General features: G+C 67.3%; 25 protein-coding genes. 7 read left to right on the top strand and 18 right to left on the bottom strand.

Annotation, left to right across the window (positions count from 1 at the left end; translation table 11 throughout):
• Positions 1-12: 12 nt before the first annotated feature.
• The 9 genes from CJ177_RS26090 to CJ177_RS26050 all read right to left on the bottom strand — a co-directional run bounded on the left by CJ177_RS26090 (position 13) and on the right by CJ177_RS26050 (position 8881).
• On the bottom strand, positions 13-1623 hold the full coding sequence (locus CJ177_RS26090) for an acyl-CoA synthetase (protein WP_095868969.1): 1611 nt from the start codon (positions 1621-1623) through the stop codon (positions 13-15).
• A gap of 14 nt (positions 1624-1637) precedes the next feature.
• Positions 1638-2894, bottom strand: coding sequence for a hypothetical protein (locus CJ177_RS26085; RefSeq protein WP_095869232.1), 1257 nt, complete (start codon positions 2892-2894; stop codon positions 1638-1640).
• Positions 2888-3466 carry a hypothetical protein gene (locus CJ177_RS26080; RefSeq protein WP_005244573.1) on the bottom strand — a complete coding sequence of 193 codons (579 nt, stop codon included), beginning with the start codon at positions 3464-3466 and terminating at the stop codon, positions 2888-2890. The genes CJ177_RS26085 and CJ177_RS26080 overlap by 7 nt, the downstream gene beginning before the upstream one ends.
• Positions 3466-3681 (bottom strand): ferredoxin, encoded by a 216-nt coding sequence (locus tag CJ177_RS26075; RefSeq protein ID WP_095868968.1) that lies wholly within the window; start codon positions 3679-3681, stop codon positions 3466-3468. The genes CJ177_RS26080 and CJ177_RS26075 overlap by 1 nt, the downstream gene beginning before the upstream one ends.
• Positions 3681-5033 (bottom strand): cytochrome P450, encoded by a 1353-nt coding sequence (locus CJ177_RS26070; RefSeq protein WP_095868967.1) that lies wholly within the window; start codon positions 5031-5033, stop codon positions 3681-3683. Before CJ177_RS26070 ends, CJ177_RS26075 begins: the two co-directional genes overlap by 1 nt.
• Entirely contained in the window at positions 5030-5815 is a 786-nt protein-coding gene (locus tag CJ177_RS26065) for an SDR family oxidoreductase (RefSeq protein WP_005244576.1), read from the bottom strand. Before CJ177_RS26065 ends, CJ177_RS26070 begins: the two co-directional genes overlap by 4 nt.
• Positions 5808-7034: a cytochrome P450 gene (locus tag CJ177_RS26060; RefSeq protein ID WP_095868966.1), complete on the bottom strand. Its 1227-nt coding sequence runs from the start codon at positions 7032-7034 to the stop codon at positions 5808-5810. Before CJ177_RS26060 ends, CJ177_RS26065 begins: the two co-directional genes overlap by 8 nt.
• Positions 7035-7039: 5 nt before the next feature.
• The gene (locus CJ177_RS26055) at positions 7040-7600 is read right to left on the bottom strand and encodes a TetR/AcrR family transcriptional regulator (protein WP_061697502.1); all 561 of its coding nucleotides are present in this window, start codon (positions 7598-7600) and stop codon (positions 7040-7042) included.
• Between the two features lie 63 nt (positions 7601-7663).
• Positions 7664-8881, bottom strand: a complete 1218-nt coding sequence (locus tag CJ177_RS26050) for a cytochrome P450 (protein WP_095868965.1) — start codon at positions 8879-8881, stop codon at positions 7664-7666.
• A gap of 84 nt (positions 8882-8965) precedes the next feature.
• On the opposite strand from CJ177_RS26050, the gene CJ177_RS26045 reads away from it, so the two are divergent.
• The gene (locus CJ177_RS26045) at positions 8966-9568 is read left to right on the top strand and encodes a TetR/AcrR family transcriptional regulator (RefSeq protein WP_005244580.1); all 603 of its coding nucleotides are present in this window, start codon (positions 8966-8968) and stop codon (positions 9566-9568) included.
• A 28-nt stretch (positions 9569-9596) separates the two neighbouring features.
• Here CJ177_RS26045 and CJ177_RS26040 read toward each other — a convergent pair whose 3' ends face one another.
• The 3 genes from CJ177_RS26040 to CJ177_RS26030 form a co-directional block, all read right to left on the bottom strand.
• On the bottom strand, positions 9597-10007 hold the full coding sequence (locus tag CJ177_RS26040) for a hypothetical protein (RefSeq protein ID WP_025431822.1): 411 nt from the start codon (positions 10005-10007) through the stop codon (positions 9597-9599).
• Positions 10008-10348: 341 nt separating this feature from the next.
• Positions 10349-10813 (bottom strand): PAS domain-containing protein, encoded by a 465-nt coding sequence (locus CJ177_RS26035; RefSeq protein WP_179443300.1) that lies wholly within the window; start codon positions 10811-10813, stop codon positions 10349-10351.
• A gap of 538 nt (positions 10814-11351) precedes the next feature.
• Positions 11352-12248, bottom strand: coding sequence for an SDR family NAD(P)-dependent oxidoreductase (locus CJ177_RS26030; RefSeq protein WP_061042276.1), 897 nt, complete (start codon positions 12246-12248; stop codon positions 11352-11354).
• Between the two features lie 114 nt (positions 12249-12362).
• Between CJ177_RS26030 and CJ177_RS26025 the strand changes: the two genes are divergently transcribed.
• The 5 genes from CJ177_RS26025 to CJ177_RS26005 are packed head-to-tail and all read left to right on the top strand — an operon-like array spanning position 12363 to position 16546.
• Complete coding sequence (locus CJ177_RS26025) at positions 12363-13832, top strand: aldehyde dehydrogenase (protein ID WP_095868964.1); 1470 nt, start codon at positions 12363-12365, stop codon at positions 13830-13832.
• Between the two features lie 41 nt (positions 13833-13873).
• Positions 13874-14626: an SDR family oxidoreductase gene (locus CJ177_RS26020; RefSeq protein ID WP_005244586.1), complete on the top strand. Its 753-nt coding sequence runs from the start codon at positions 13874-13876 to the stop codon at positions 14624-14626.
• On the top strand, positions 14623-15498 hold the full coding sequence (locus CJ177_RS26015; RefSeq protein WP_061697499.1) for an NAD(P)-dependent oxidoreductase: 876 nt from the start codon (positions 14623-14625) through the stop codon (positions 15496-15498). The genes CJ177_RS26020 and CJ177_RS26015 overlap by 4 nt, the downstream gene beginning before the upstream one ends.
• Positions 15495-15887, top strand: coding sequence for a carboxymuconolactone decarboxylase family protein (locus CJ177_RS26010; RefSeq protein ID WP_005244588.1), 393 nt, complete (start codon positions 15495-15497; stop codon positions 15885-15887). Before CJ177_RS26015 ends, CJ177_RS26010 begins: the two co-directional genes overlap by 4 nt.
• The gene (locus tag CJ177_RS26005; RefSeq protein ID WP_005244589.1) at positions 15884-16546 is read left to right on the top strand and encodes a class I SAM-dependent methyltransferase; all 663 of its coding nucleotides are present in this window, start codon (positions 15884-15886) and stop codon (positions 16544-16546) included. Before CJ177_RS26010 ends, CJ177_RS26005 begins: the two co-directional genes overlap by 4 nt.
• Here CJ177_RS26005 and CJ177_RS26000 read toward each other — a convergent pair.
• From CJ177_RS26000 to CJ177_RS25975, 6 genes are all read right to left on the bottom strand, one after another.
• Complete coding sequence (locus CJ177_RS26000; protein WP_061042281.1) at positions 16522-17610, bottom strand: prenyltransferase; 1089 nt, start codon at positions 17608-17610, stop codon at positions 16522-16524. The genes CJ177_RS26005 and CJ177_RS26000 overlap by 25 nt on opposite strands.
• Positions 17607-18347, bottom strand: a complete 741-nt coding sequence (locus CJ177_RS25995) for a class I SAM-dependent methyltransferase (protein ID WP_095868963.1) — start codon at positions 18345-18347, stop codon at positions 17607-17609. The genes CJ177_RS26000 and CJ177_RS25995 overlap by 4 nt, the downstream gene beginning before the upstream one ends.
• Positions 18341-19588: a glycosyltransferase family 4 protein gene (locus CJ177_RS25990; RefSeq protein ID WP_095868962.1), complete on the bottom strand. Its 1248-nt coding sequence runs from the start codon at positions 19586-19588 to the stop codon at positions 18341-18343. The genes CJ177_RS25995 and CJ177_RS25990 overlap by 7 nt, the downstream gene beginning before the upstream one ends.
• 89 nt (positions 19589-19677) lie before the next feature.
• Positions 19678-20541, bottom strand: a complete 864-nt coding sequence (locus CJ177_RS25985; protein ID WP_095869231.1) for an LLM class F420-dependent oxidoreductase — start codon at positions 20539-20541, stop codon at positions 19678-19680.
• Positions 20542-20670: 129 nt separating this feature from the next.
• The gene (locus tag CJ177_RS25980) at positions 20671-21585 is read right to left on the bottom strand and encodes an SDR family oxidoreductase (protein WP_095868961.1); all 915 of its coding nucleotides are present in this window, start codon (positions 21583-21585) and stop codon (positions 20671-20673) included.
• Positions 21582-22364, bottom strand: coding sequence for an SDR family oxidoreductase (locus CJ177_RS25975; protein WP_061042285.1), 783 nt, complete (start codon positions 22362-22364; stop codon positions 21582-21584). The genes CJ177_RS25980 and CJ177_RS25975 overlap by 4 nt, the downstream gene beginning before the upstream one ends.
• A 114-nt stretch (positions 22365-22478) precedes the next feature.
• Here CJ177_RS25975 and echA20 point away from each other — a divergent pair, with 114 nt between their 5' ends.
• Positions 22479-23255: a (7aS)-7a-methyl-1,5-dioxo-2,3,5,6,7,7a-hexahydro-1H-indene-carboxyl-CoA hydrolase gene (gene echA20, locus CJ177_RS25970; RefSeq protein ID WP_005244596.1), complete on the top strand. Its 777-nt coding sequence runs from the start codon at positions 22479-22481 to the stop codon at positions 23253-23255.
• Positions 23256-23259 lie beyond the last annotated feature (4 nt).

Below are 23259 nucleotides of genomic sequence, written 5' to 3'. Positions count from 1 at the left end.
ACGCTTCGCCACTCACGTACGGTGGTCGGGGTCGCGCTGTTTGGTGACGCCCTGGGCCCAGCGGTAGTCGGGCTTGCCGCTCGGGGTGCGCTGGACGGTGTCTTCCACCCACACCAGGCGCGGAATCTTGTAGCCGGCCAGGCTCTGCCGTACGTGTTCCTCGAGTCCGGCGAAGTCGACGCCCCGCCCGTCGCGCGCCTGCACGACCGCGGAGACCCGGTGCCCCCACCGTTCGTCGGGGACGCCGACGACGATGGCGTCGTAGACGTCGTGGTACGCCTTCACCGCGCTCTCGACCTCTTCGGCGAACACCTTCTCGCCGCCGGTGTTGATCACCATGTTGCCGCGGCCGAGCAGGGTGATCGATCCGTCGGCCTCGATCCGCGCGCGGTCGCCGGTGATGACGACGGGTCGCCCGTCGACCTCCCGGAAGATCTCCCGGGTCTTGTCCGGGTCGTTGTAGTAACCCACCGGGACGTACCCGCCCTTCGCGAACCAGCCGTCCCTCCCCGACCCCGGTTCGACGGGAACGTCGTCCTCGTCGATCACCAGGGCGTACCGTCCGGCAGGCACCCGGGGCCCACCCACCTGCTTCTCCCCCTTGGTCGCGAAACCGATTCCGCCGAAACCTGTCTCCGACGCGCCGATGGAATCGGAGACCAGCAGTCCCGGGAACGCGTCGAGGAAGGCGTCCTTGATCACCGGCGAGAACAGCGCGGCCCCGGATGCCACCACACCCAGACTCGACGTGTCGGTGCGCGAGGACTGATGCGCCTCGATCAGCGGCCGTCCCATCGCGTCGCCGGTGATGATCAGGATCTGCACCCTGTGCCGTTCGACCAACTCCCACGTCCGGTCGGCGTCGAACTTCGATTCCAGCAGCACGGTGTTCCCGCTGAACAGCGCGGTGAACGTCGGCATCATCGCGGCCGCGTGGATCAACGGCGGCAACGCGAACCACAGGGTCGGCTCCCCCTGCGACCCGAACCGTGACTGCTGGTACTCGTCCTCGATCGCGTCACCGGTGTAGAAGTCGAGACCGCCCGCGAGGACACGCCAGATCGCCTCGTGCGTCCACACCACACCCTTGGGACGTCCGGTGGTGCCGCCGGTGTACATGATGAACAGGTCCTCGGAGCTGCGCTCGCCGAAGTCCCGGTCGCCACTACCGGACAGCGCCTCCTCGTACGGCACCGAGTCGCTGGGCACACCGGCGCCGCCGACATCGTCCTCGACGACGACGGTATGCCGGATCCGCGGCAGCGAGGGCAGGACTTCCGCGATGCGCGGCGAGTAGATCCGATGGTGGACCACGGCGTCGAGTTCCGCGTTGCCGTACACATAGGCGAGTTCGTCGCTGGTGTAGCGGTAGTTGATGTTGACCGGAACCGCACGAATCTTGTACGCCGCCAGCAACGTCTCCATGGTCTCGATGGAGTTGTGCAGGTGCACGCCGATGTGCGAATCGACGGTCAGCCCGACGTCCAGGAAGTGGTGGGCCAGCCTGTTGGCGCGGTCCTCCAGTTCGCGGTAGGTGACGCGACGGGCGCCGCAGATCAACGCCACCCGTTCCGGCATCGCGTCGACGGAATGCTCGAAGAGGTCCGCAAGGTTGTAGGCCACGGGGGCGTCCTCTCTCAGACGACTGTGAGTGGTAGGGGTATTCCTCGATCGGTGAACGCGAAGTCGGCTCCCGTGCTGAACCGGGTGAGCGCCACCTCGGGTGCCTCCTTCGCGGGCGGCTCACCGATCACGATTTCCACGGTCAGCGCCGCATCCGTCTCCTCGACCACCTGCACTGCGAAGCGCGGCGACACCCCGCGCACGAGCGCGTTCAACGGCCCGAGGTGCTCGGCGTCGATCATGGACGGCCACGCCCCGTCCTCCCCGGCTCCGCAGTCCCTGCCGAGGGTCAGCAGCATGCGGTCGCCGAGGGTGATGGTGACGTCCACGTACTGACGGGGATTGAACGCCGGATGCACGGCGAGGACGACGGCGAGGCCCTCGAGGTCAGCCGGCAGCCCGAGCGCGTTCCGGATCCGCTCCGACGTGAGGCCGGCGATGCCGGTGAGTTGCTTGCGGGCGATGTCGAGCGCGGATTCGGCATCGGTGCGGGCCCGCACCGCGAGCAGGAAACCGAGGGTCAGCAGGTGCTGCTGCAGGCACACCTCCTCCGCGATCCGGGTCAGAGCCGAATGGGAGAAGTCCGGGAACCGCAGGTCGTCGAGGAGCGCGCCCGCGTAGTCGTGCTGCCCCGGCCCGCCGGTGTCGATCGGCGACAACTCGACCGTCGCCGCCCGCGACTTCCCCACCGTCACCAGTCCTTCCGGAATCGGGGGTGGCACGTTCGTGTCGTCGATGGTGACCGTCCAGAGACAGTGCGGTGTCCGGTCCGCCGGTCTGCGGGGCGGACGGTGCACGGGACGCACCTGCGCATGCGGGTTGGTCGCCAATGCGGTGGCGTCGAACGTCGGGTCCTCGATGTCGTGGCACATCGCGGTGACGTACTCGTCGCCCATCGGTTCGACGTCCATCAACGCGCCGCAGTGATCCAGCCAGAATTCGCCGTGGTCGTGATCGGTGACGCGGTACCGGAAGTCCATGAACTGGGGCGGCGCACCGATGTCGAGTTGCAGACCCTTGAAGATCGTCACGACGCCGTCGCCCTCGAATCCCAGCGCGCGTTGCATACGCCGCGTGTAGAGGGGGCTCGACGCCATCCACTCCTCGATCGCGACCTGCGTCATGCCCTCGCGACCGAACGCACCGATGAGGTGCGGCATACCGGAGCGGTCGATGAGATGACCGCACAGGAGCAGTTCCGGAACGAGAATCGCGAGATCCTCGCGCGACAGATCGGCGAACGACGCCGGAACCTTCACCGTACTCACCACAGCGGGACCGGTGCCGTGCCGACCGGATACCACCCCGGCAGCCGACCGGACGTCGCGCGCTGGATCCGCGCGTTCATGCCGTCGGACATCGCGTTGTTCGTGATCATCTCGAGGAACAGACTCGAGACGTTGCCGAAGTCGAAGAAGTCACGCTGCCAGGACCATTGGAAGTTGCCGCCGTAGCGGAACCAGCTGCCGCCGATTCCGGTGACCTGATAGTGCGTGCCGTCGTCGCGGGTGCGTTCGGACACCTGCTTCCAGAATCCGATGACGTCGCCGCTGCGATCGTCGATGACGAACTGCTGGTACGGGTACTGCCAGCCCTCGAGCCCGTCCATTTCCTGCCCGAGCGCCAGGTCGCGGATCTCGTCCCGGCCGACGGCCATGAAGTCGTCCTTCGGCCCGTAGTTCCATCCGTACGTGGCGTCCTCGGTGTACATCTCGGCGAGCGGCTTCCAGTCGCCGAGCGACTCGCACCGCTTGTTCTCGTCCACCCAGCGCTGCACCATCTCGTCGAGCTCCGCACGATCGAACTGCACCGCCGGGCCGATCCTTCGATCGAACTGTGCCATCAGCTATCTCCTTCAGAGTCGTCGTCCCCGAGGATCCGCAGGGCCTGGGTCGGGCAGAAACGCACGGCGCTCTCGACTTCGGCGCGCAGGTTCTCGGGTGGGTCGGTGTCGAGGATCTCGACCTTGCCGTGTTTCGGGACGGCGAAGACGTCCGGTGCCTCCATCTCGCACACGGCATGACCCTGACACAGGTCGAGGTCGGCTTCGACTTTCATCACGTGCTTCGCTTCCGGTACCTCACCGTGCACGGCTGCTGCAGCTGCACCACCATCTTGCTGTGATCGTTGCGGTACGTGTCGGACGGTTGCGCCATTTCGAACTCCCAGTCCTGCAGGAGAATCGAGAAGATCGCCTTCAACTGCATCAGCGCGAACGCGGCCCCGACGCAACGGTGCCTGCCTGCGCCGAACGGAATCCACGTCCAGCGGTTGACGATGTCTTCCTGGTTGGGGTCGATGTAGCGTTCGGGATCGAACGTGTCCGGGTTCGGGAAGTCCTCCGCGATCCGGTTGGAGATCGCGGGCGTGGCCGCCACCAGGTCGTTCTCGGCGATCCGGTAGCCGCCGACCTCGAACTCGCCCCGCGCGACGCGCAGTAGGATGATCAGCGGCGGGTGCAACCGCAGCGTCTCCTTCAGCACCGCTTCGAGTTTCGGGATCTGCCTGAGCGCCCCGAAACTGATGTCGGAGCCGTCCGAATAGAGGTCGTCGAGTTCGGCGACCACTTGCTTGGCGTAGTCCGGGTGCCGCAGCAGCTCGATCAGGGTCCAGGCCGCGGTGCCGGACGTGGTGTGGTGCCCGGCGAACATCATCGAAATGAACATGCCGGTGATCTCGTCCGCCGTGAAGCGCTCGTTGCCGTCCTCGTCCTTGATCGAGACGAGCACGTCGAGCATGTCCCGATCCTCCTTGCCCTGAGGAGGGTTCTCGATGCGCCCGTTCATGATCTCCTGGACGAGGGCCACCAACTGCACCCTCGCCTCGTCCCGCCGGCGGAAGCTCTCGATCGGGGCGTAGGCGTCGACGTAGGCGATGGGGTCGGTGCCCTGCTCGAGCTCGTGGTACAGGTGCGCGAACCGGCCGTCGAGCTGTTCCCGGAACTTCTTGCCGATCAGGCAGGCCGAGGACGTGTAGATGGTCAGCTCCGCGAAGAATTCGAGGAGATCGATCTCCCCCTCGTCGCCCCATTGCGCCACCATGCGGTCGACCTCGTGCGCGATCGTCGCGGCGTGGCCCTTCATCTGCTCGCCGCGCAACGCCTGGTTGTGCAGCATCTCCTTGCGGCGCTCGGGACTCGCGTCGAACACGACTCCCTCGCCGAAGATCGGCTTCATGAACGGGTAGGCGGCCTGCTGGTCGAGATCCTCGTCGGTGGAGCGGAAGAAGAATTCGTTGGCCTCGCCGCCGGACAGCAGCACCACTTTCTTGTCGGCGAGCTGGAAGACACCGACGTTGCCGCACTCCTCCCGGACGCGGCGCATCAGCGCGATCGGGTCGGTGCGCAATTCTTCGAGATGTCCGTGCTCGTGCTCACCGCCGGACACCCGTTGCGGGGTAGCCAGGTTCATTCTCCATCCTTTCGCAGGGGCGCCTCGGGCTGCACTTCGATCAGCACCATGTGTGCGCCGCGCGGCGCACTGACGGCGGCGACGACGGCGTCGGCGATCGCGGAGGCGCGCAGGAAGTACGAGTGCCGGGCGAATCCCCATTTCGCCCAGTCTTCGAGGACGGGTCCGATGACCTCCTCGGTGGTGTTCATCCCCATGGATGTCTGGGTGGGGCCCGGACGGACGACCGACGCCCGGACGCCGGTGCCTTCCAGCTCCATTCGCATCTGCCGGCCCATCATCTCGACGCCGGCCTTCGCGGCGTTGTAGGCGCCCATCCGGGGCCGGGGGGTGTCGGCGCAATCGGATCCGATCAGGACGAAATCTCCGCGCCTGCGTTCGATCATGCCGGGAAGGAGGCGGTGCGCGAGACGCTGCGCACCGACCAGATGGACGTTGACCTGGCCCAGGAACTGGTCGGGGTCCATCTCGTGCGCGACGGAGAACTCCAGGTCGCCTGCCCCCGACAACGCGATCTCGGTGGGGCCGAGGGCTTTCTCCGCCGCGGTGACGAATTCGTCGACGGATGCGGTGTCGGTGACGTCGAGGTAGTGCGCGAACGCTTCTCCGCCGTTGCTGCGGATCTTTTCCGCGATCTCCTCGCATTCGGCCACCCGGCGGGCACCGAGCGCGACGGGGTGACCGGCCTCGGCCAGCGCATAGGCCGTCGCCGTGCCGATTCCCGAAGAGGCCCCGGCGACGATCGACGGGCGCCGCTGCGGGTTGGGCTCGAACCTAGGCATCGCGGACCTGCACTTTCATGGGGAGGGTGGCGAAACCGCGCACGTTGGTCGAGTGGACGCGCACACTGTTCGCCTCGTCGATGTCGTAGTCGTCGATGCGGGAGACGAGTTCGGTGAGCGCGATCCGCGCTTCGAGCCTGGCCATGTGGGCGCCGAGGCAGAAGTGGGTGCCGCCGCCGAAGCTCGCGAGCTTGTTGGACGTGTCCCTGCCGATCCGGTATTCGTCGGCGTCCTCGAACACCGCCGAGTCACGGTTCGCGGAGCCGATGAGGATCAGCACCTTGCCGCCGGCGGGAACCGTCCGGTCGTGGAAGTCCAGGTCGACGGACGCCGTCCGGGCGACCATCTGGCTGGACGTGTCGAAACGCAGGGTCTCCTCCACCCACTCCGGCACCCGGCTCGCATCCTCGAACACGTGCCTGGCCTCGCCCGGATAGCGGAAACCCCAGTACAGCGCGTTGCCGAGCAGTTTGGTGGTGGTCTCGTTACCCGCCACCACCATCAGGAACATGAACGCGATGATCTCGTCGTCGGTGAGCCGGTCGCCGTCGATCTCCGCCTCGAGCAGGGCGGACGTGAGGTCCTCGGTCGGTTTCCTGCGCCGCTCGGCCAGCATGTCGGCGTAGTAGCCGACGAGGTAGAGCGACGCCTCCATCGCGGCGTGGGGCACGTCGAGGACGCCCTCCTCGCGGTGCACCACCAGGTCGGCGAGCCGGCGGAGTTCCACGCGGTCGGCCTCCGGCACCCCCATCAGTTCCGAGATCACGTCCATCGGGAGCTTGCCGGCGAACTCGCCGATCCAGTCGAACTCACCCGCCGCGAGCGCCGGGTCGAGGTACTGCCGGGTCAGATCCAGGATCCGCCCCTCGAGTTCGTTCACCCGCCTCGGAGTGAAGCCGCGGGACACCAACTGCCGCATCCGCATGTGCCGCGGATCGTCCAGCGCGAGAAAGGACATCGTCTTGTGAGCGTGCGGACCGTAGGCCGCCGGGTCGAGCGACACCCCGTTCGCGCTCGACAGGCGCTGGTTGTCCCGGAACGCCGCGACGACGTCCTCGTGCCGGGACAACGCCCAGAAGTCGAGATCCTCGTTGTAGTAGACCGGCGCTTCTTCCCGCAGTCTTCGATACGTGACGTACGGATCTTCGTGGAAGCCATAGTCGTACGGATTGAACGTCACCGGATTGTGTGACACCCCGGGCATCGAGGCTGCGGTCATGGCATCTACTCCAGAATCAGCTTGGCGGAAGTTTCGAGTCGATCGGCGAATTGTGCGTAGGACCCGTAGCCCATTCCCGCGCGGACCAGGCCACCGGCGTACAGCAACTCCAGCGCTTCGAGGACGTCGGGATCGTGGCCGTCGCCCAGTGCGGTGGCGAGACGGTCGCGGATCTCCAGCCCGATGCGGGCGCGGAGGTGCTCCACGTCGGGGTCGCGGCCGAGCAGCGCGTTGGTGACGGCGCCGGCGAGTTCGGGTTCGTCCGCCACCAGGAGAGCGATGTGACGGAGCACAGCGACCACGCGTCCAGTGCGATCGAGTCCGTCGTCCACCGGCTGCGGTGAGGCGGCGAGGCGCCGCCAGAAGACCTCGGCGACGAGGTGCTCCTTGGACGAGAAGTATGTGTAGGCCGTCGCGGGCGCGACCCCGGCGATGCCGGCCACCGAGCGGACGGTGAGTCCCGCGAATCCCTCTTCACGCAGCACTTCGACTGCCGCCTTGGTGAGGCGGTCGACGGTGTCGGCCTGCTTCTCGGTCAGACGGCGGCGGGTGGACTCGAAATTCATACTACTGGACACGTGTCTGGACGCTACTACAGTTACCAGCGGCTGGCAACGAAAATCGGACTCTCACACCGGACTGCGCGGGTGGATTCGCACGGGCATCGTCTTGATGCCGCTGATGAAATTCGACCGCAGCCGGACGACCGGGCCGGTGGGTTCCACGCGGTCGATCCGCGCGGCGAGAGTCTCGAACAGGATCTTCAGCTCGAGACGCGCCAGGTGGGCGCCGAGACAGAAGTGCACCCCGCTACCGCCGAACGCGATCTGCGGGTTGGGACTCCGGCCGATGTCGAACCGGTACGGCTCGTCGAAGACGTCCTCGTCCCGGTTGGCGCTCGGGTAGTAGATCACCACCTTGTCGCCGGCCCTGACCAACTGATCTCCGATGTAGGCGTCCCGGGTGGCGGTGCGCCGGAAGTCCATCACCGGGGTCACCCACCGCAGGATCTCCTCCACCGCGCTCGCAGCCAGTTCCGGCTCGGACTGAAGTCGTCGCCACTGATCGGGATGATCGATAAAGGCCTGCATCCCACCGGCGGTCGCGTTGCGCGTCGTTTCGTTCCCCGCCACCACGAGCAGGACGAAGAACATGTTGAATTCCATCTCGGTGAGCGTGTCGCCGTTCCCGTCCGGCTGCACGAGCTTGGTGACGATATCGTCCCGAGGTTCGATCCGGCGTTGCGCCGCAAGCTCGTTGGCGTACAGGAAGATCTCCGCCGCAGCCATCTCGCCGTCGGCCTGGGTGGTGCCGTACTCGGGGTCGTCGAAGCCGATCATCCGGTTCGACCAGTCGTACAGCTTGTCGACGTCCCCGGCAGGCGCACCCAGCAGCGCCGCGATGACCTCGAGCGGCAACGGCGCTGCCGCCTCGGGAACGAAGTCGACGTCGCGTGCGTCGAGCAGCCGATCGACGATCCGCGCACAGATGTCGCGGATGTGCCCCTCGAGCACTTTGACTGTGCGCGGGGTGAATCCGCGGCTGACGAGCTGCCGGAGCCGGGTGTGGTCGGGAGGGTCGAGGTTGACGAGCATGGCGGCCTGCTTCGCGCGGGTCTGCTCGTCGAAATCGTCGATCTGGGTGGTGCCCACCGCCGATGAGAACGTCGCGCTGTCGCGGGACACGGCGACGACGTCGGCATGCTTGGTCACCGCCCAGAACCCGGTGCCGTTCTCCTCGGGCTGCCAATAGACGGGTTCGCTCGCCCGCAGATGGTCGAAGAACGTGTAGGGGACCCCTTCCGCGTAGACGTCGGGGGATTTGAGATCAATCCGAGACGCGGTCATACATTGCTCCTCGATCGATAAACGAATGGGATGCGTCTTAAACTACACACTTTCATTTGTAATGGAAGCCCTTATGCTGGACCCATGGTGAAAGGGCAGAACGGACCGATCCGACGGCGCACACTCACGCGAGACAAGGTCGTGGATGCCGCGATCGAGATCATCGACGAACTCGGCTGGGAGCCACTGTCGATGACGAGTCTCTCCGCCCGGCTGAACGTCGTCACCGCGTCGCTCTACAACCACGTCCGCAACCTCGACGACATCCGCGGTGCCGTCCAGGTGCGCACCATGGCGGAACTCGGTGCCCACCTGCGCGAGATCGCCATGGGCCGAAGCGGTCCGGACGGCCTTCGTGCGCTCGTCGACGCGCACCGCGTCTGGGCGACCGAGCATCCGCATCGGTATCAGACGCTGACCACCAGCCCGGTGGACCGGGACGCCTTCATCTCCGCGGCATTGGACGCCAACACGGCGCTGCGCACGATGCTGGCGTCGTGCGGACTGCCGCCCGAGGACACCCTCGACGCGGCCGTCAGCATCTTCGCCGCGATGCACGGCTTCGTGATGCTGGTGAACACCGACTTCCTCGGCGACGAGCTGGACCTGGACTCGATCTACGAATCGGTGCTGCGCGGAGCACTGTCCAGCGTCGGGTGGCCGGAGCGAGCGCACACCCCGTCCTGAAAGGCCACCACCTCTACTGGTGCCGTTCTCAGGCCCAGGCGTCAGAAGGGTTCGGCCGCCACGTCGAGATCGCCCAGATCACCACCACGTCGAGCGCGATGACGATCACCGACCACCACGGGTAGTGCGGCAGCCATAGGAAATTGGCCACGATCGAGATCGCGGCGATCACGATCGCCGACACCCGGGCCCACGCGGCGCCGGTGAACAACGCGAGGCCGGTCACCGCGACCAACGCACCCAGCACGAGATGGATCCAGCCCCAGACCGTGAAGTCGAACTTGTAGAGGTACTCCACCCCCACCACGAACTCCTCGTTCTCATAGACCGCCGCGAGCCCTTGGAAGAACTGCAGGAGTCCGACGGTGACCATGATGACCGCTGCACCCATCGCGGTCCCCGCCGCGACGCCCTGTTTGACCGACGAACCTTCGGACATGACGCCCCTTCCTCGCCGCAACCCACTGCCGGGTGCATTCATTGTCCGCCGATTCGATGTGCGTTCGCGTCGAAACCGCGGGGTTTCCCACCCACCTGGAATCCAAATGTTCCGGTCGAGAAGGCCACCGGACACAGCCGGCGAGACCGTTCGGTTGCCGCGAATCCCTCGCGCGCCCCGGCCGCTCCGCTCGGTCCACAACCGCGCACCGAAAGTAAACGAACCGAATCGAGGCGATGTTCGCCGATCCCGGCTCGGACGGCACCGACTCGGAGTCGTCGCCCACCTGAACTCGCCACGCATGCTCACCCTCGGTACTGCGAGGAAACCGGGCGACGACATCACTCGAAGTCGGGGGCCCGCCCACCGCCCCACAACTGCTCGGTGAGGTCCTGGAAGCACACGAACGTGACGGGGTCGTCCTTCCTGCACAACACCGACCTGCTCACCGCTGCACGCACAACGAAGCCTTCGCGATGGGCGAGTTCGATTACCTTTCCCGCAAAGTCCCGCAGCAGCGCCACCGATGCGGGGCCGCCCGGCGACGACGCCGGAACGACCACGTCCGCGACCGAACACCCGGCGAACCAGTGCTCGGGGTACCCCAGCATCCGCCCGAGTGCCGGGTTGGCATGCACAATCAACCCCTCTTCATCGACAGCAAGGGCGGGAACCGGAAGCCGCTCGAGCAACCTCAGTGCCGGAAGCTGCTCCAAATAGCCCAGCGCGGTGTTCGGGTCCGACCGCCGCCTGTCCCTACCCTGCCCTGCCGACGCCCACCTCCGTCTCCCCCAGCGGACCAACACATCGAACCGTGCAAGACCGAACGGTGAAGGCAACGTCGATCGTCGGCCAGATCGTCGAATTATCGTTGCCCGCGATCGTCCGTCACCAGCACATTCACCGGGAGGACACTGTCGAACAATCTTGGTGCAAAACAACATACATTCTCTCCGTGCGTAATGCCGATACATAGTGCTCGGCTATCCGCGGGCCTCTGCGTCAGCTTCATTGGGCCGCTTTCACCCAGGCACAAGTCGATTACACGAGCCGTAATCCGCCGCCAGAGCGACGTGATTACCGAAGTCTTTGCGCTCGTGTTATTTTCGACCTTGATTCGTACGCGGCGTCGCCCGCCGCGTGCGCCGGGACGATTTCACTCGCCCGTGCGGGCCGCGGGTTCTGCCGATGTAGGCGTCGAGTTCCCGCGGCGTGATGCATTCCATAGTAGCGGCACGGAATCCGAAAGACTTATCCCTACGGGACGGAGGGCTGATCTTTCCGGGACACGTCGCCGGCCGCCTACGACGAAGTCGTGGCCCATGCGATGCCGGACAATTCACATCACCGCTCACCGTGAGCGGAACCCACCAACTTCGCCAGCTCGTCGAGCGACCACGGCGGCTCGGTCTCGTGGTCGCGGTAGGCCAGCACAGTCGGAGCCGGCCGGTCGAATCTGCCGACGAAGCACCCTGATCCGGCGAAGATCCCGCCGGTGATTCCGGCGGCGAGGTCGCTGGCCAGGAACGCGTACAGCCGGGCGACGTAGTCGGCGGGTGCCGGATGCAGCGAGCCGTAGCGTGTTGCATCGTCCAGCATCCCCCGCCTGTGCAGTTCCTCGACGCGCTGCTCGTACTCCGCTCCCACGGACAGGCGGGTCTTCGCACCGGGGCACACGACGTTGGCGCGGACGCCGGACTCGGCGAGTTCGGCCGCGATGGCGAGGGTCAGGCTGTTGACCGCCCCCTTGCCGGCGGGATATCCGGTTCCGCCGTAGTCGCCGAGGAAAGCGAACGAACTCGTGTTCACAATCGCTCCGCGCCCCCGTTCCGCCATCAGGGGCGCCGCGGCCCGGCACGTGCGGAACGTCGCCGTCAGGTGCGCATCGATGAGTTCGCGCCATTGCTCGTCGGTGACGGTGAGGATGGACGACCCGGCAGGCTCCGCGACACCGGCGCAGTTGATCAGCACGTCCACCTGGCCGAACGCACATTCCGCGGCGTCGACCAGCGCCTCCGCGACGCCGTCCGCGGCCGCCGAACCAGCCACCGCGATCGCCCGGCCACCGCCGAGCACGATCGCGTCGGCCACCTTCTCCGCCGCGGCCGGATCACGGCCGTTGACCACCACGCCGGCCCCCTCCGCCGCGAGCGCGTGCGCGACGGCCCGGCCGATCCCCCGGCTCGAGCCGGTCACGACGGCGCCTCGCCCGTCCAGCCGTCTCTCGTCGCGTGAATTCATCACACCTCCGCCGAACTCGTCATTGCGGCATCCAGTTGTTCAAACTATAGTCCAGACACATGTCCAGTTTTCGGAGATCGCTGTGACACTCACCCGATTCGGAAGCGAATACCCATGACTCTGCGCCCCACCGACAGCTCTGCTCTCCTGATCGACGGCAAACTGATTCCCGGTTCCGGCGGCACGTTCGAGGTGATCAACCCGGCCACCGAGGAGGTACTCGGGAGAGCCGCCGACGCCACCGCGTCCGACATGGACGCCGCGGTCGCCGCCGCACGGCGGGCCTTCGACGACACCACGTGGTCCCGCGACCACGCCTTCCGCGCCCGCTGCCTGCGGCAGCTGCGCGACGTGCTGCAGTCCCACATCGAGGAACTGCGCGACATCACCATCGCCGAAGTCGGCGCCCCCGCCTTCCTCACCAGCGGACCGCAACTCGAAGGCCCGGTCGCCGACCTCGGGTATTTCGCGGACCTCGCCGAAAGCTATTCCTGGGAACAGGATCTGGGCATCGCCGAGCCGATGGGCATCAAGACCCGCCGACGCGTCCTCAAGGAGGCCGTCGGCGTCGTCGGGGCCATCACGCCGTGGAACTTCCCGCACCAGATCAACTTCGCCAAGATCGGCCCCGCACTCGCGGCCGGCAACACGGTGGTCCTCAAGCCCGCGCCCGACACTCCGTGGTGCGCCGCCCTCGTCGGGCACCTGATCGCCGAGGAGACCGACCTCCCGGCCGGTGTCGTCAACATCGTCACGTCGAGCGACCACTCCCTCGGCGCTCAGCTCTCCACCGACCCCCGCGTGGACCTCGTGTCGTTCACCGGTTCGACCGCCACGGGCAAGGCCGTCATGGCGGCGGCGTCCGAGTCGCTGAAGAAGGTCTTCCTCGAACTCGGCGGCAAATCGGCGTTCATCGTGCTCGACGACGCCGACCTCGCGGGCGCGTGTGGGGTCGCCGCATTCACCGTGTCCACCCACGCGGGGCAGGGCTGCGCCATCACCACCCGGCTGCTCGTTCCCCGGGAGAAGTACGACGAGGCGGTCGAGGCCACGGCCCGGACCCTCGGCGGATTGCACGCGGGCGATCCTGCGAAACCCGGCACCATCTGCGGTCCCCTCATCTCCGCGCGGCAACGCGCCCGCGTCGAGGACTACCTGCGGATCGCGCGGGAGGAAGGCGGCACGATCGTGGTCGGTGGCGGCCGCCCGGCCGATCGGGACCGTGGATTCTTCGTCGAACCCACCCTGATCACCGGCCTCGACAACACCGCCCGGGTGGCTCGGGAAGAGATCTTCGGACCCGTGCTGGTGATCATTCCCCACGACGGCGACGAGGACGCGATCAGCATCGCCAACGACTCGCCGTACGGGCTGTCCGGGTCGGTGTGGGGCACCGATCCCGCCCGCATCGAGCGGGTCGTCGGTGGAGTGCGCACCGGCACGCTCAGCGTCAACGGCGGCGTCTGGTACTCGGCCGACGCCCCGTTCGGCGGATACAAGCAGTCCGGAATCGGCCGCGAGATGGGTGTGGCCGGTTTCGAGGAATACCTGGAGACCAAGCTGGTCGCGGAACCGGCCCAATAGTACGCCGGCGAGCCGGCCCGACAACACAGGAGTCAATCGATATGGGACGTTTCGACGGTAAGACCGCCATCGTCACCGGCGCCGCGCAGGGCATCGGCGAGGGCTACGCGCGCGCCCTCGCCCGCGAGGGTGCGAACGTGGTGGTGGCCGATCTCAATGCAGAGCTCGGTGAGACCGTGGCCAAGCAGATCAGCGCGGACGGCGGGACTGCGGTGTTCAAGGATGTCGACGTCGCCGACGAGGATTCGGCGAAGCAACTCGCCGAGTTCACGGTCGAGAAGTTCGGCGGCATCGACCATCTCGTGAACAACGCCGCGATCTACGGCGGCATGAAGCTCGATCTCCTCATCACCGTGCCGTGGGACTACTACAAGAAGTTCATGGCCGTGAACTTCGACGGCGCCCTCAACGTGACCCGGGCCGTGTGGCCGCACATGAACAGCGGCGGTGGCGGCTCCATCGTCAACCAGTCGTCCACGGCCGCCTGGCTGTACTCCGGCTTCTACGGCCTCGCGAAGGTCGGGATCAACGGCCTCACCCAGCAACTCGCCCACGAGGTGGGCGGCATGAACATCCGGGTCAACGCCATCGCGCCCGGGCCGATCGACACCGAAGCCACCCGCACCGTCACGCCGGGAAATATGGTGGCAGACATGGTCAAGACGTTGCCACTGAAGCGGATGGGCACCCCGGACGACCTCGTCGGCGCCTGCCTCTTCCTGCTCTCCGACGAGGCGAGCTGGATCACCGGGCAGATCTTCAACGTCGACGGCGGACAGATCTTCCGCGCATGACCACGACCGAACAGGTATCCGTCGGCTATATCGGCCTCGGAAACATGGGTGCGCCCATGGCGAAGCGGCTGCTGGACCGGCCCGGCGGGCTCATCGTGTGCGATACCCGGCCGGAGGCGCTGGAACCGTTCGGCAAGGCGGGCGCGAAGGTGACGTCGAGTCCGCGGGAGGTGGCGGAGAACGCGGACGTCATCTCGGTGACCGTGCTGAACGACGAGCAGGTGCGCGCGGTCGTCACACAGATCCTCGACACCGCGCGGCCGGGCACCGTCGTGGCGGTGCATTCCACCATCAGCGACGTCACCGCCGTCGAACTCGCCGACCGCTGCCGTGTGCACGGCGTCGACCTGATCGACGCGCCCGTCAGCGGCGGCGCACCCGGCGCGCACAAGGGAAAGTTGGCGGTGATGGTCGGGGCGAGCGACGACGCGTTCGAGAAGGTCCGGGAGCCGTTCGGGCACTGGGCCGAACTCGTCGTGCACGCCGGAGACGTGGGCGCCGGTACGCGGATGAAGCTGGCCCGCAACCTGCTGCACTTCGTCTCGTTCACGGCTGCCGCCGAGGCGCAGCGGCTCGCCGAGGCCGCCGGTCTCGACATCACCGAACTCGGAAAGGTCGTCCGTCACACCGACGCGATCACCGGTGGCGCCGGAGCGATCATGCTCCGCGACACCACCGACGCTCTCGACGAGACCGACAACTGGTACCCGATCATGACCCACGTCCGCGACCTCGGGGAGAAGGATCTCTCGCTGGCGATCGGGCTCGGCGAACGACTCGACGTCGCACTGCCGCTCGCCCGGCTCGCGCTCACGGGCCTGGGTCCTGGACTCGGCGTCGACAGCACCGTCGACAAGAAGGAGCAACCATGACCGACGACACCCGCACCCGTGGCCTGGCCATGATGGAGAAGGTCTACGGATTCGAGATGCAGGACGGGCCCGGCGCGCATTTCGCCGTCACCGCCGACCACCTGTTCGCCGACATCTGGTCGCGGCCCGGGCTGAGCATCCGCGACCGCCGGCTTCTCCTCCTCGGTGCGCTCACCGCACAGGGGCTCGTCGACGTCGCCGAGATCCAGGTGGGGGCTGCCCTGCACAACGAGGAACTGGACGAGGACCAACTCCGGGAGATCGCGCTGTTCCTGTGCCACTACGTGGGCTGGCCGTTGGGGACGAAACTCGACTCGATGATCGGCGGGGTGCTACACAAGCGGAAGAAAGCGGCCAGAGCGGCCGCCCCGGACGCAGAGGCCACATGAGCACCGAACACCTGACACCAGAGCTTCTCCGACTCGCCGACTCCACCCCCGGCTTCATGCCGGAGGACGAGGGGACGGCCCTGCACGAGGCCGCGATGCAGTACCTGACCCCCGGCGGGGTGGGCGTCGAGATCGGCACGTACTGCGGTCGTTCGACGATCTACCTCGGGGCGGCGGCGAAGGCGCGGGGCGCCCGCATCGTCACCATCGATCACCATCACGGTTCCGAGGAGCATCAGCCCGGCTGGGAGTATCACGAACCGGCGTTCGTCGACCCGCACACCGGTCTGCTCGACACGGTCGGCCGGTTCCGGCACACGATGGCCGACTCCGGGCTCGAGGAGTACGTCGTGGGTGTGCTGGGCCGGTCGTCGACGGTGGCGACGTTCTGGCGTACTCCCGTGAACTTCGTCTTCATCGACGGCGGCCACACGTCGGAGGCGGCGTCGGCGGATCTCGAGGGGTGGGCGCCGTGGGTGAACGTCGGCGGCGCCCTGGTGATCCACGACGTGTTCCCGGACCCGGCGGACGGCGGGCGACCGCCGTTCGAGATCTACGAACGGGCTTTGGGGACGGGGCAATTCAAGGAGACGTCCGTCACCGGGTCGCTGCGAGTTCTCGAGCGGGTGGGCGGTCAGACGGGCGAACCGCTGGCGTGACAGTAGTCGCCGCAGCGGTCGAGGCCGATCGGTAGTCCCACGGGCAGCGCCGCGTCCCGGAAGATTCCGTGTCCGGGCGTGGTGCGGGACAGCGCGTCGGCCGCGAGGATCATCGCCCCGCCCGTCCACGTGGTCTGTTCGACCGGCCACCGCTTGCCGTCGCTGTAGACGAGCCCCGTCCAGTACGAGCCGTCCGGATCCCGCAGGTGCTGCATGGCGGCGAACTGTGCGAGCGCGCGGCTGTGTTCTCCCATCGCGTCGAGAGCCAGCACCAGTTCACACGTTTCGGCGCCGGTCACCCACGGCCGGTGGTCCACGCAGCGGATGCCGAGTCCCTCGACCACGAAGTCGTCCCACCGCGACGCGATGCGGTCCGACGCGGTCTCACCGCGGACGGCGCCCCCGAGGATCGGGTAGTACCAGTCCATGGAGTACTCGTCCTTGATCGCGAACGCCTCCGGGTGCTGCCTGATCGCGTGGCCCAGCGTGTATTTCGCGAACTCCCATTCCGGTTGCGGGTCGTCGACCAGCCGGGCGAGGAGCAGACCGCAGTGCAGGCTGTGATGGATGCTGGAGTTCCCGGTCAGCAGCGCCTCGGGGCAGTCCTGACCGTTCTCGCCGCGGGCCCACCAGATTTCGCCGCTCGACGACTGCATGTCGACGACGAAATCGAGACCGCCCTGCACGGACGGCCACAGGGCGTCGACGAAATTCCGGTCACCGGTGATCAGGTAGTGGTGCCACACCCCCACCGCGAGGTAGGCGCAGAAGTTGCTGTCGGAATCGTGATTCTCCACAGCCCCGTCGCGGAACTTCATCGGCCACGAACCGTCCGGGCGTTGCGTCCGCCGCGACCACTCGTACGCGCCCTCCGCCTCGTCGATCAGGCCGGCGGCGGTGAGGGCCATGGCGGATTCGACGTGATCCCACGGGTCGGTGTGCCCGCCGGGAAACCACGGCAGCGCCCCCGACGACTCCTGCGCTGCCGCGATCGACCGTGCTGTCTGCCTGACCTGGCTCTCCGACAACACGTTCGGTACCGACGGGACGCCGGCGGCTCTCACCGCGGCGCCTTCACCACGCTCGGTTCCCTCGGCTTCTCGAGGTAGAACACGACGCTCTTGCCGACCACAGGGTTGAGGACCTTCTCGGCGGTGCGCGTGAGCCAGGGGGCTTTCATCATGTCCCACACCAGAACTTGGTGGTAGGCCTTCGCGAGGGGGTTGTCGTTGTTCTCCACCCCGACCGCGCACTTGAGCCACCAGTACGGCGAATGCAGGGCGTGGGCGTGGTCCCGGCCCCGGACCTGCAGGCCGGCGGTCGTCAGCTTCTCCGCCAGTTCGTCGGCGCGGTAGATGCGGACGTGGCCACCCTCGACCTCGTGGTACGCGTCGGACAGCGCCCAGCAGATCTTCTCCGGCAGCCACCGCGGAACCGTCACCGCCGCAACACCACCCGGCTTGAGGATGCGGGTCAGCTCGGCGATGGCGCGGCCGTCGCGGGGCACGTGTTCGAGGACCTCGGAGATGAGGACGACGTCGAACGTCGCATCCTCGTACGGCAGGTTCAGCGCGTCGCCGACCTCCACCCGAGCCGAGGCTCCCGCGGGGACCTCACCGACCTCGGCCATCGCCACGAACATCTTTTCGACGTCCGCGAGTTCGTCGGCGTTGTGGTCGAAGGCGATGACGTCGGCGCCGCGTCGATACAGCTCGAACGAGTGCCGTCCGGCGCCCGCCCCGATGTCGATCACCTTGTCGCCGGGCTTGACACCCAGCCGGTCGAAGTCCACGGTCAGCACGGTCGGCCTCCTTCACGGGTCTGCGCTATCGCTTCGGCATACGTCTGCGCGGTTCTCGCGGCCACGGCGGCCCAGCTGTAGCGCTCGAGCACCCGTCGACGGCCACCGTCGCCGAGCCGGGCCCGGCGCTGCGGATCGTCGAGCAATGCGCCCAGCACGTCCGCGAGTTCCTGTGGGTCGCCGGGCGTCACCAGCACACACGCCTCCTCGTCCGTTCCCACCACCTCGGGAATGGCGCCGGCGCGGCTCGCCACCAGCGGGGTGCCACATGCCATCGCCTCGACGGCGGGCAGCGAGAAGCCCTCGTACAGCGACGGGACGCATGCGACGTCGGCCGATGCCAGCAGCGACGCCAGTTCGGCGTCGTCGATACCCGACACCGTCCGGACGACGTCGCCGATGGCCAGCGCCTCGATGAGCTTCTCCGTCACTCCCCCGGGTGCGAGTTTGGTGACCAGCACCAGTTCGACGGCGCGCTCGGTGTGCACCTTCGCGACCGCCTCGAGAAGCGTCGACACCCCCTTGAGGGGCATGTCGGCGCTGGCGACGCACACGATTCGGCCCGGAACCCGGGCGGCGGCCGGGGGTCGGAAGACATCGGTGTCCACGCCCAGTGGGATGGTCTGCAGGTTGTCGGCGGGAACGTCGAAGGCCACGCTGATGTCGTCGGCGGAGGACTGCGACACCGTCAGCAGCGCGGGGATGGCACGCGCCACCCGCTTCTGCATGCGCAGAAAGCCGTACCAGCGCCGGACCGTCACCTTGCGCCACCACTTCGCCGACGCCAGGTCCAGTTCGCGGTCGCGGGTGATCGGATGGTGGATTGTCGCGACGACCGGAAGTCCGGCCTTCTGGAGCTGCAGCAGCCCGTATCCGAGGCACTGGTTGTCGTGCACCACGTCGAACTCGTCGGCGCGCTCCTTCAGCAGTCGCGCCGCGCGGAGGCTGAACGTGAGCGGCTCCGGGAAACCGGCCGTCCACATGGTCGCGACCTCGAGCACGTCGACGGCGTCGCGGAACTCGCGTGGGTGCGGCGTTCTGAACGGATCCGGCTCGCGATACAGGTCGAGGCTGGGGACCTTCGTCAACGTCACCCGCGGGTCGACGTCCGGGTACGGCTGCCCCGAGAACACCTCGACCTGATGGCCGAGTTCGACCAGCTCACGGCTGAGATGGCGTACGTACACACCCTGCCCACCACAGTGGGGCTTGCTTCGATACGACAAGAGTGCGATGCGCACGGACTTCGGCCTCTCCTCGAGCAGTTGGCAAGCAATACTAGAACACGTTCTTACTCGAGTGTGCCCTCATCCCATCCAACCGCACTCCCTCACCCCACCGCGGTCGACTCGCGCAATCCCTCGAGTTTTCCGGACAGACGGCCCAGGTACGCCAGGACCTCTTCCTCACTGCGGTCGGGCAGTCCGTACACCACCTCGGTGACGCCGAGGTCCTTCCACCGCCGCAACTTGTCCACGTCCGGCTTGCCGTCGAGCACGACGATCCGCGGTTCGCCGTCCCGGCCGGCCTCGCGCCACCTCCGTCGCAGCGTGGCGACGCGGTCGTCGATGTCCTGCTCGATCGGAGTGGTCATCCACCCGTCGGCCGATTTCACGATCCACCGGAAGTTCTTGTCGTTGCCGGCGGCGCCGACGATCACCGGAGGCACCCGGGCCGGCTTGGGCCACGCCCAGCTCGGACCGAAGTTCACGAACTCGCCGGCGTAGGACGCCTCGTCCTGCGTCCACAGCGCACGCATCGCCTCGAGGTACTCGCGCAGCATCGTCCGGCGCCGTCCCGGCGGAACGTTGTGATCGGTGAGCTCGTCCAGATTCCACCCGTACCCCACGCCGAGGATGACCCGTCCGCCGCTGAGGTGGTCGAGGGAGGCGATCGTCTTGGCCAGCGTGATCGGGTCGTGCTCGACCGGTAGCGCGACCGACGTCCCGAGTTCGATTCGCTCCGTGACCGCCGACGCCGAGGCCAGCGCCACCCACGGGTCGAGGGTGCGCATGTAGCGGTCGTCGGGCAGCGACGCGTCACCCGTCTGAGGATGCGCCGCATCGCGTTTCACCGGAATGTGCGTGTGCTCGGGCACGTAGAACGAGTCGAATCCGTTGGCCTCTGCACCCCTCGCGGCCGAGGCCGGCCCGATCCCGCGGTCACTCGTAAACAACGTAATGCCGAATTTCACGAATTCTCCTTGGCCGAGAGCCTTTTCCTTCTTGCACACTAACTTCTGGACACCTGTTTATCAATGTGTCCAAACACCCTTCCACGTGAGTGGCGAAGCGTGCCCCGGCACACTTCGCCACTCACGTACTCAGGCGCCGTAGACCGGGACCGGGGTTTCGGCCTTGGCGAGAAGGTCGGCGACGACGGGTCCGATCTCCTTCGGTTCCCAGCGCGCACCCTTGTCCTGGGTGGGACCGTGCCGCCAGCCCTCGGCGACGGTGATCTTGCCGCCCTCCACCTCGAACACGCGCCCGGTGACGTCCTTCGACTCCGTGCTGCCCAGCCACACGACGAGCGGGGAGATGTTCTCCGGCGCCATCGCGTCGAACCCCTCCTCGGGCGCGGCCATCGCCTCCGCCATCGCGCCACCCGCGCCGACCGTCATCCGGGTGCGTGCGGCCGGGGCGATCGCGTTGACGGTGACGCCGTAGTTCTTCAGTTCCGCGGCCGCCTGAATGGTCATCTCCGCGATGCCCGCCTTCGCGGCGGCGTAATTGCCCTGCCCGATCGAACCCTGCAGTCCGGCACCGGAACTGGTGTTGACGATCCGGGCGTCGACCGGGTTGCCCGCCTTCGCCTCGGCGCGCCAGTACGCGGCGGCGTGGCGCAGCGTCGCGAAATGCCCCTTCAGATGCACACGCACGACGGCGTCCCACTCCTGCTCGCTCATCCCGACGAGCATGCGGTCGCGCAGGAACCCGGCATTGTTCACCAGCACGTCGAGGCGTCCGTACGCGTCGATGGCGGTGTTGATCAGATTCTCGGCGCCTGCCCAGTCCGCGACGTCGTCACCGTTCACAACGGCCTCGCCGCCCGCGGCGACGATCTCCGCGACCACCTGTTCCGCGGGACTCTCCCCGGTGGCGGAACCGTCGATGCCGGCTCCGATGTCGTTGACCACGACCTTCGCGCCCTCGGCGGCGAACGCCAGCGCATGGGCGCGTCCGATTCCGCGTCCGGCGCCCGTCACGATGACGACGCGACCGTCGACCACTCCACTCATGCCTTCTCCTCTGTAGATGCTGTAGCTGCCGCCAGGAAGGCGGGACGTTCTCCGCCGCCGTGGACGGTCAGTGTCGAACCGCTGACGTACGCCGCCAGCGGTGAAGCCAGGAACACCGCGCAGTTGCCGATGTCCTCGGGGCAGGCCATCCGGCCCAGCGGGACCGTGTCCCCGACCGCCGCGATCCCCGCCTCGTCGCCGTAGTGCAGATGCGCGAGTTCGGTGCGGACCAGGCCGACCACCACCGAGTTGACCCGCACCTTGGGCGCCCACTCGACCGCGAGACTGCCGGTGAGACTGTCGACCCCCGCCTTCGCCGCACCGTACGCCGCGGTCCCGGGCGACGGTCGCGAGCCGCTGACGCTGGAGATGTTCACGATCGCGCCACCGGAATCCTGCTTCTGCATCACCGCATTCGCGACCTGCGACACCAGCAGCGGGGCGAGCAGATTCAGCTCGACGATCTTGGAGTGGAACTTCGGACTCGCATCCGCGGCGAGCGCGAACGGTGCGCCGCCGGCATTGTTGACCAGGACATCGAGCCGGCCGTGCCGCTCGACGATCCGGTCGACGAGACCCTGCACCTGCTCCGGATCGCGGATGTCGCACGGCAGGAATTCGACGGCCCGGCCGTCCACCTCCACCGGCGCCTCCCCCGGCCGGCGGGCGCAGGCCACCACCGTCGCGCCCGCCCGCAGGAAGGTGCGGCTGATGCCCGCGCCCACCCCGCGAACACCGCCGGTCACGAGCACGATCGCCCCGTCCAGACCTGAATCCACGAATACCTCCGCTGTTGCATGTTCCGGCAGGCCCAGCTCAGAGCTCTCCGGCCCGCACATGTGCTAACTTACCAAGCAATCGCTTGGTTCGGTACAAGACGTTAGGAACATGCCATGGGCATCACCTCCACCACCGACGGAGACGGCATCACCACGGTCACCGTCGACTACCCGCCCGTGAACGCCATCCCGTCCCGGGGCTGGTTCGAGTTGGCCGACGCCGTACTCGACGCGGGCCGGAATCCGGACACCCACGTGGTGATCCTGCGAGCGGAGGGACGCGGGTTCAACGCCGGCGTCGACATCAAGGAAATGCAGGCCACCGACGGCTACGGCGCGCTGGTCGACGCCAACCGGGGCTGCGCGGCCGCGTTCGCCGCCGTCTACGACTGCGCCGTCCCCGTCGTCGTCGCGGTCAACGGATTCTGCGTCGGCGGCGGCGTCGGCCTGGTCGGGAACGCCGACGTGATCGTCGCGTCCGACGATGCCGTCTTCGGACTTCCCGAGGTCGACCGCGGCGCACTCGGCGCCGCCACCCACCTCGCCCGGCTCGTCCCCCAGCACATGATGCGCACGCTGTACTACACGGCGCAGAACGTCACCGCCCAGCAACTCCAGCACTTCGGATCGGTGTACGAGGTGGTGCCGCGCGAGAAACTCGACGACACCGCCCGCGACATCGCCGCCAAGATCGCGGCCAAGGACACCCGGGTCATCCGCTGCGCCAAGGAAGCCATCAACGGCATCGACCCCGTCGACGTGAAGACCAGTTACCGCCTCGAGCAGGGCTACACCTTCGAACTCAACCTGGCCGGTATCGCGGACGAGCACCGCGACGAGTTCGTCGAAACCGGTAAGCCCCGCTCCCACTCGAACAACAGGAAAGGCTGACATC

It is taken from the genome of Rhodococcus sp. ACPA1, assembly GCF_002300195.1.
GTDB classification, from domain to species: Bacteria; Actinomycetota; Actinomycetes; order Mycobacteriales; family Mycobacteriaceae; genus Rhodococcus_F; species Rhodococcus_F opacus.
The sequence above is the reverse complement of the archived record's forward strand: the minus strand, read 5'-3'. Positions and strand labels throughout refer to the sequence as shown.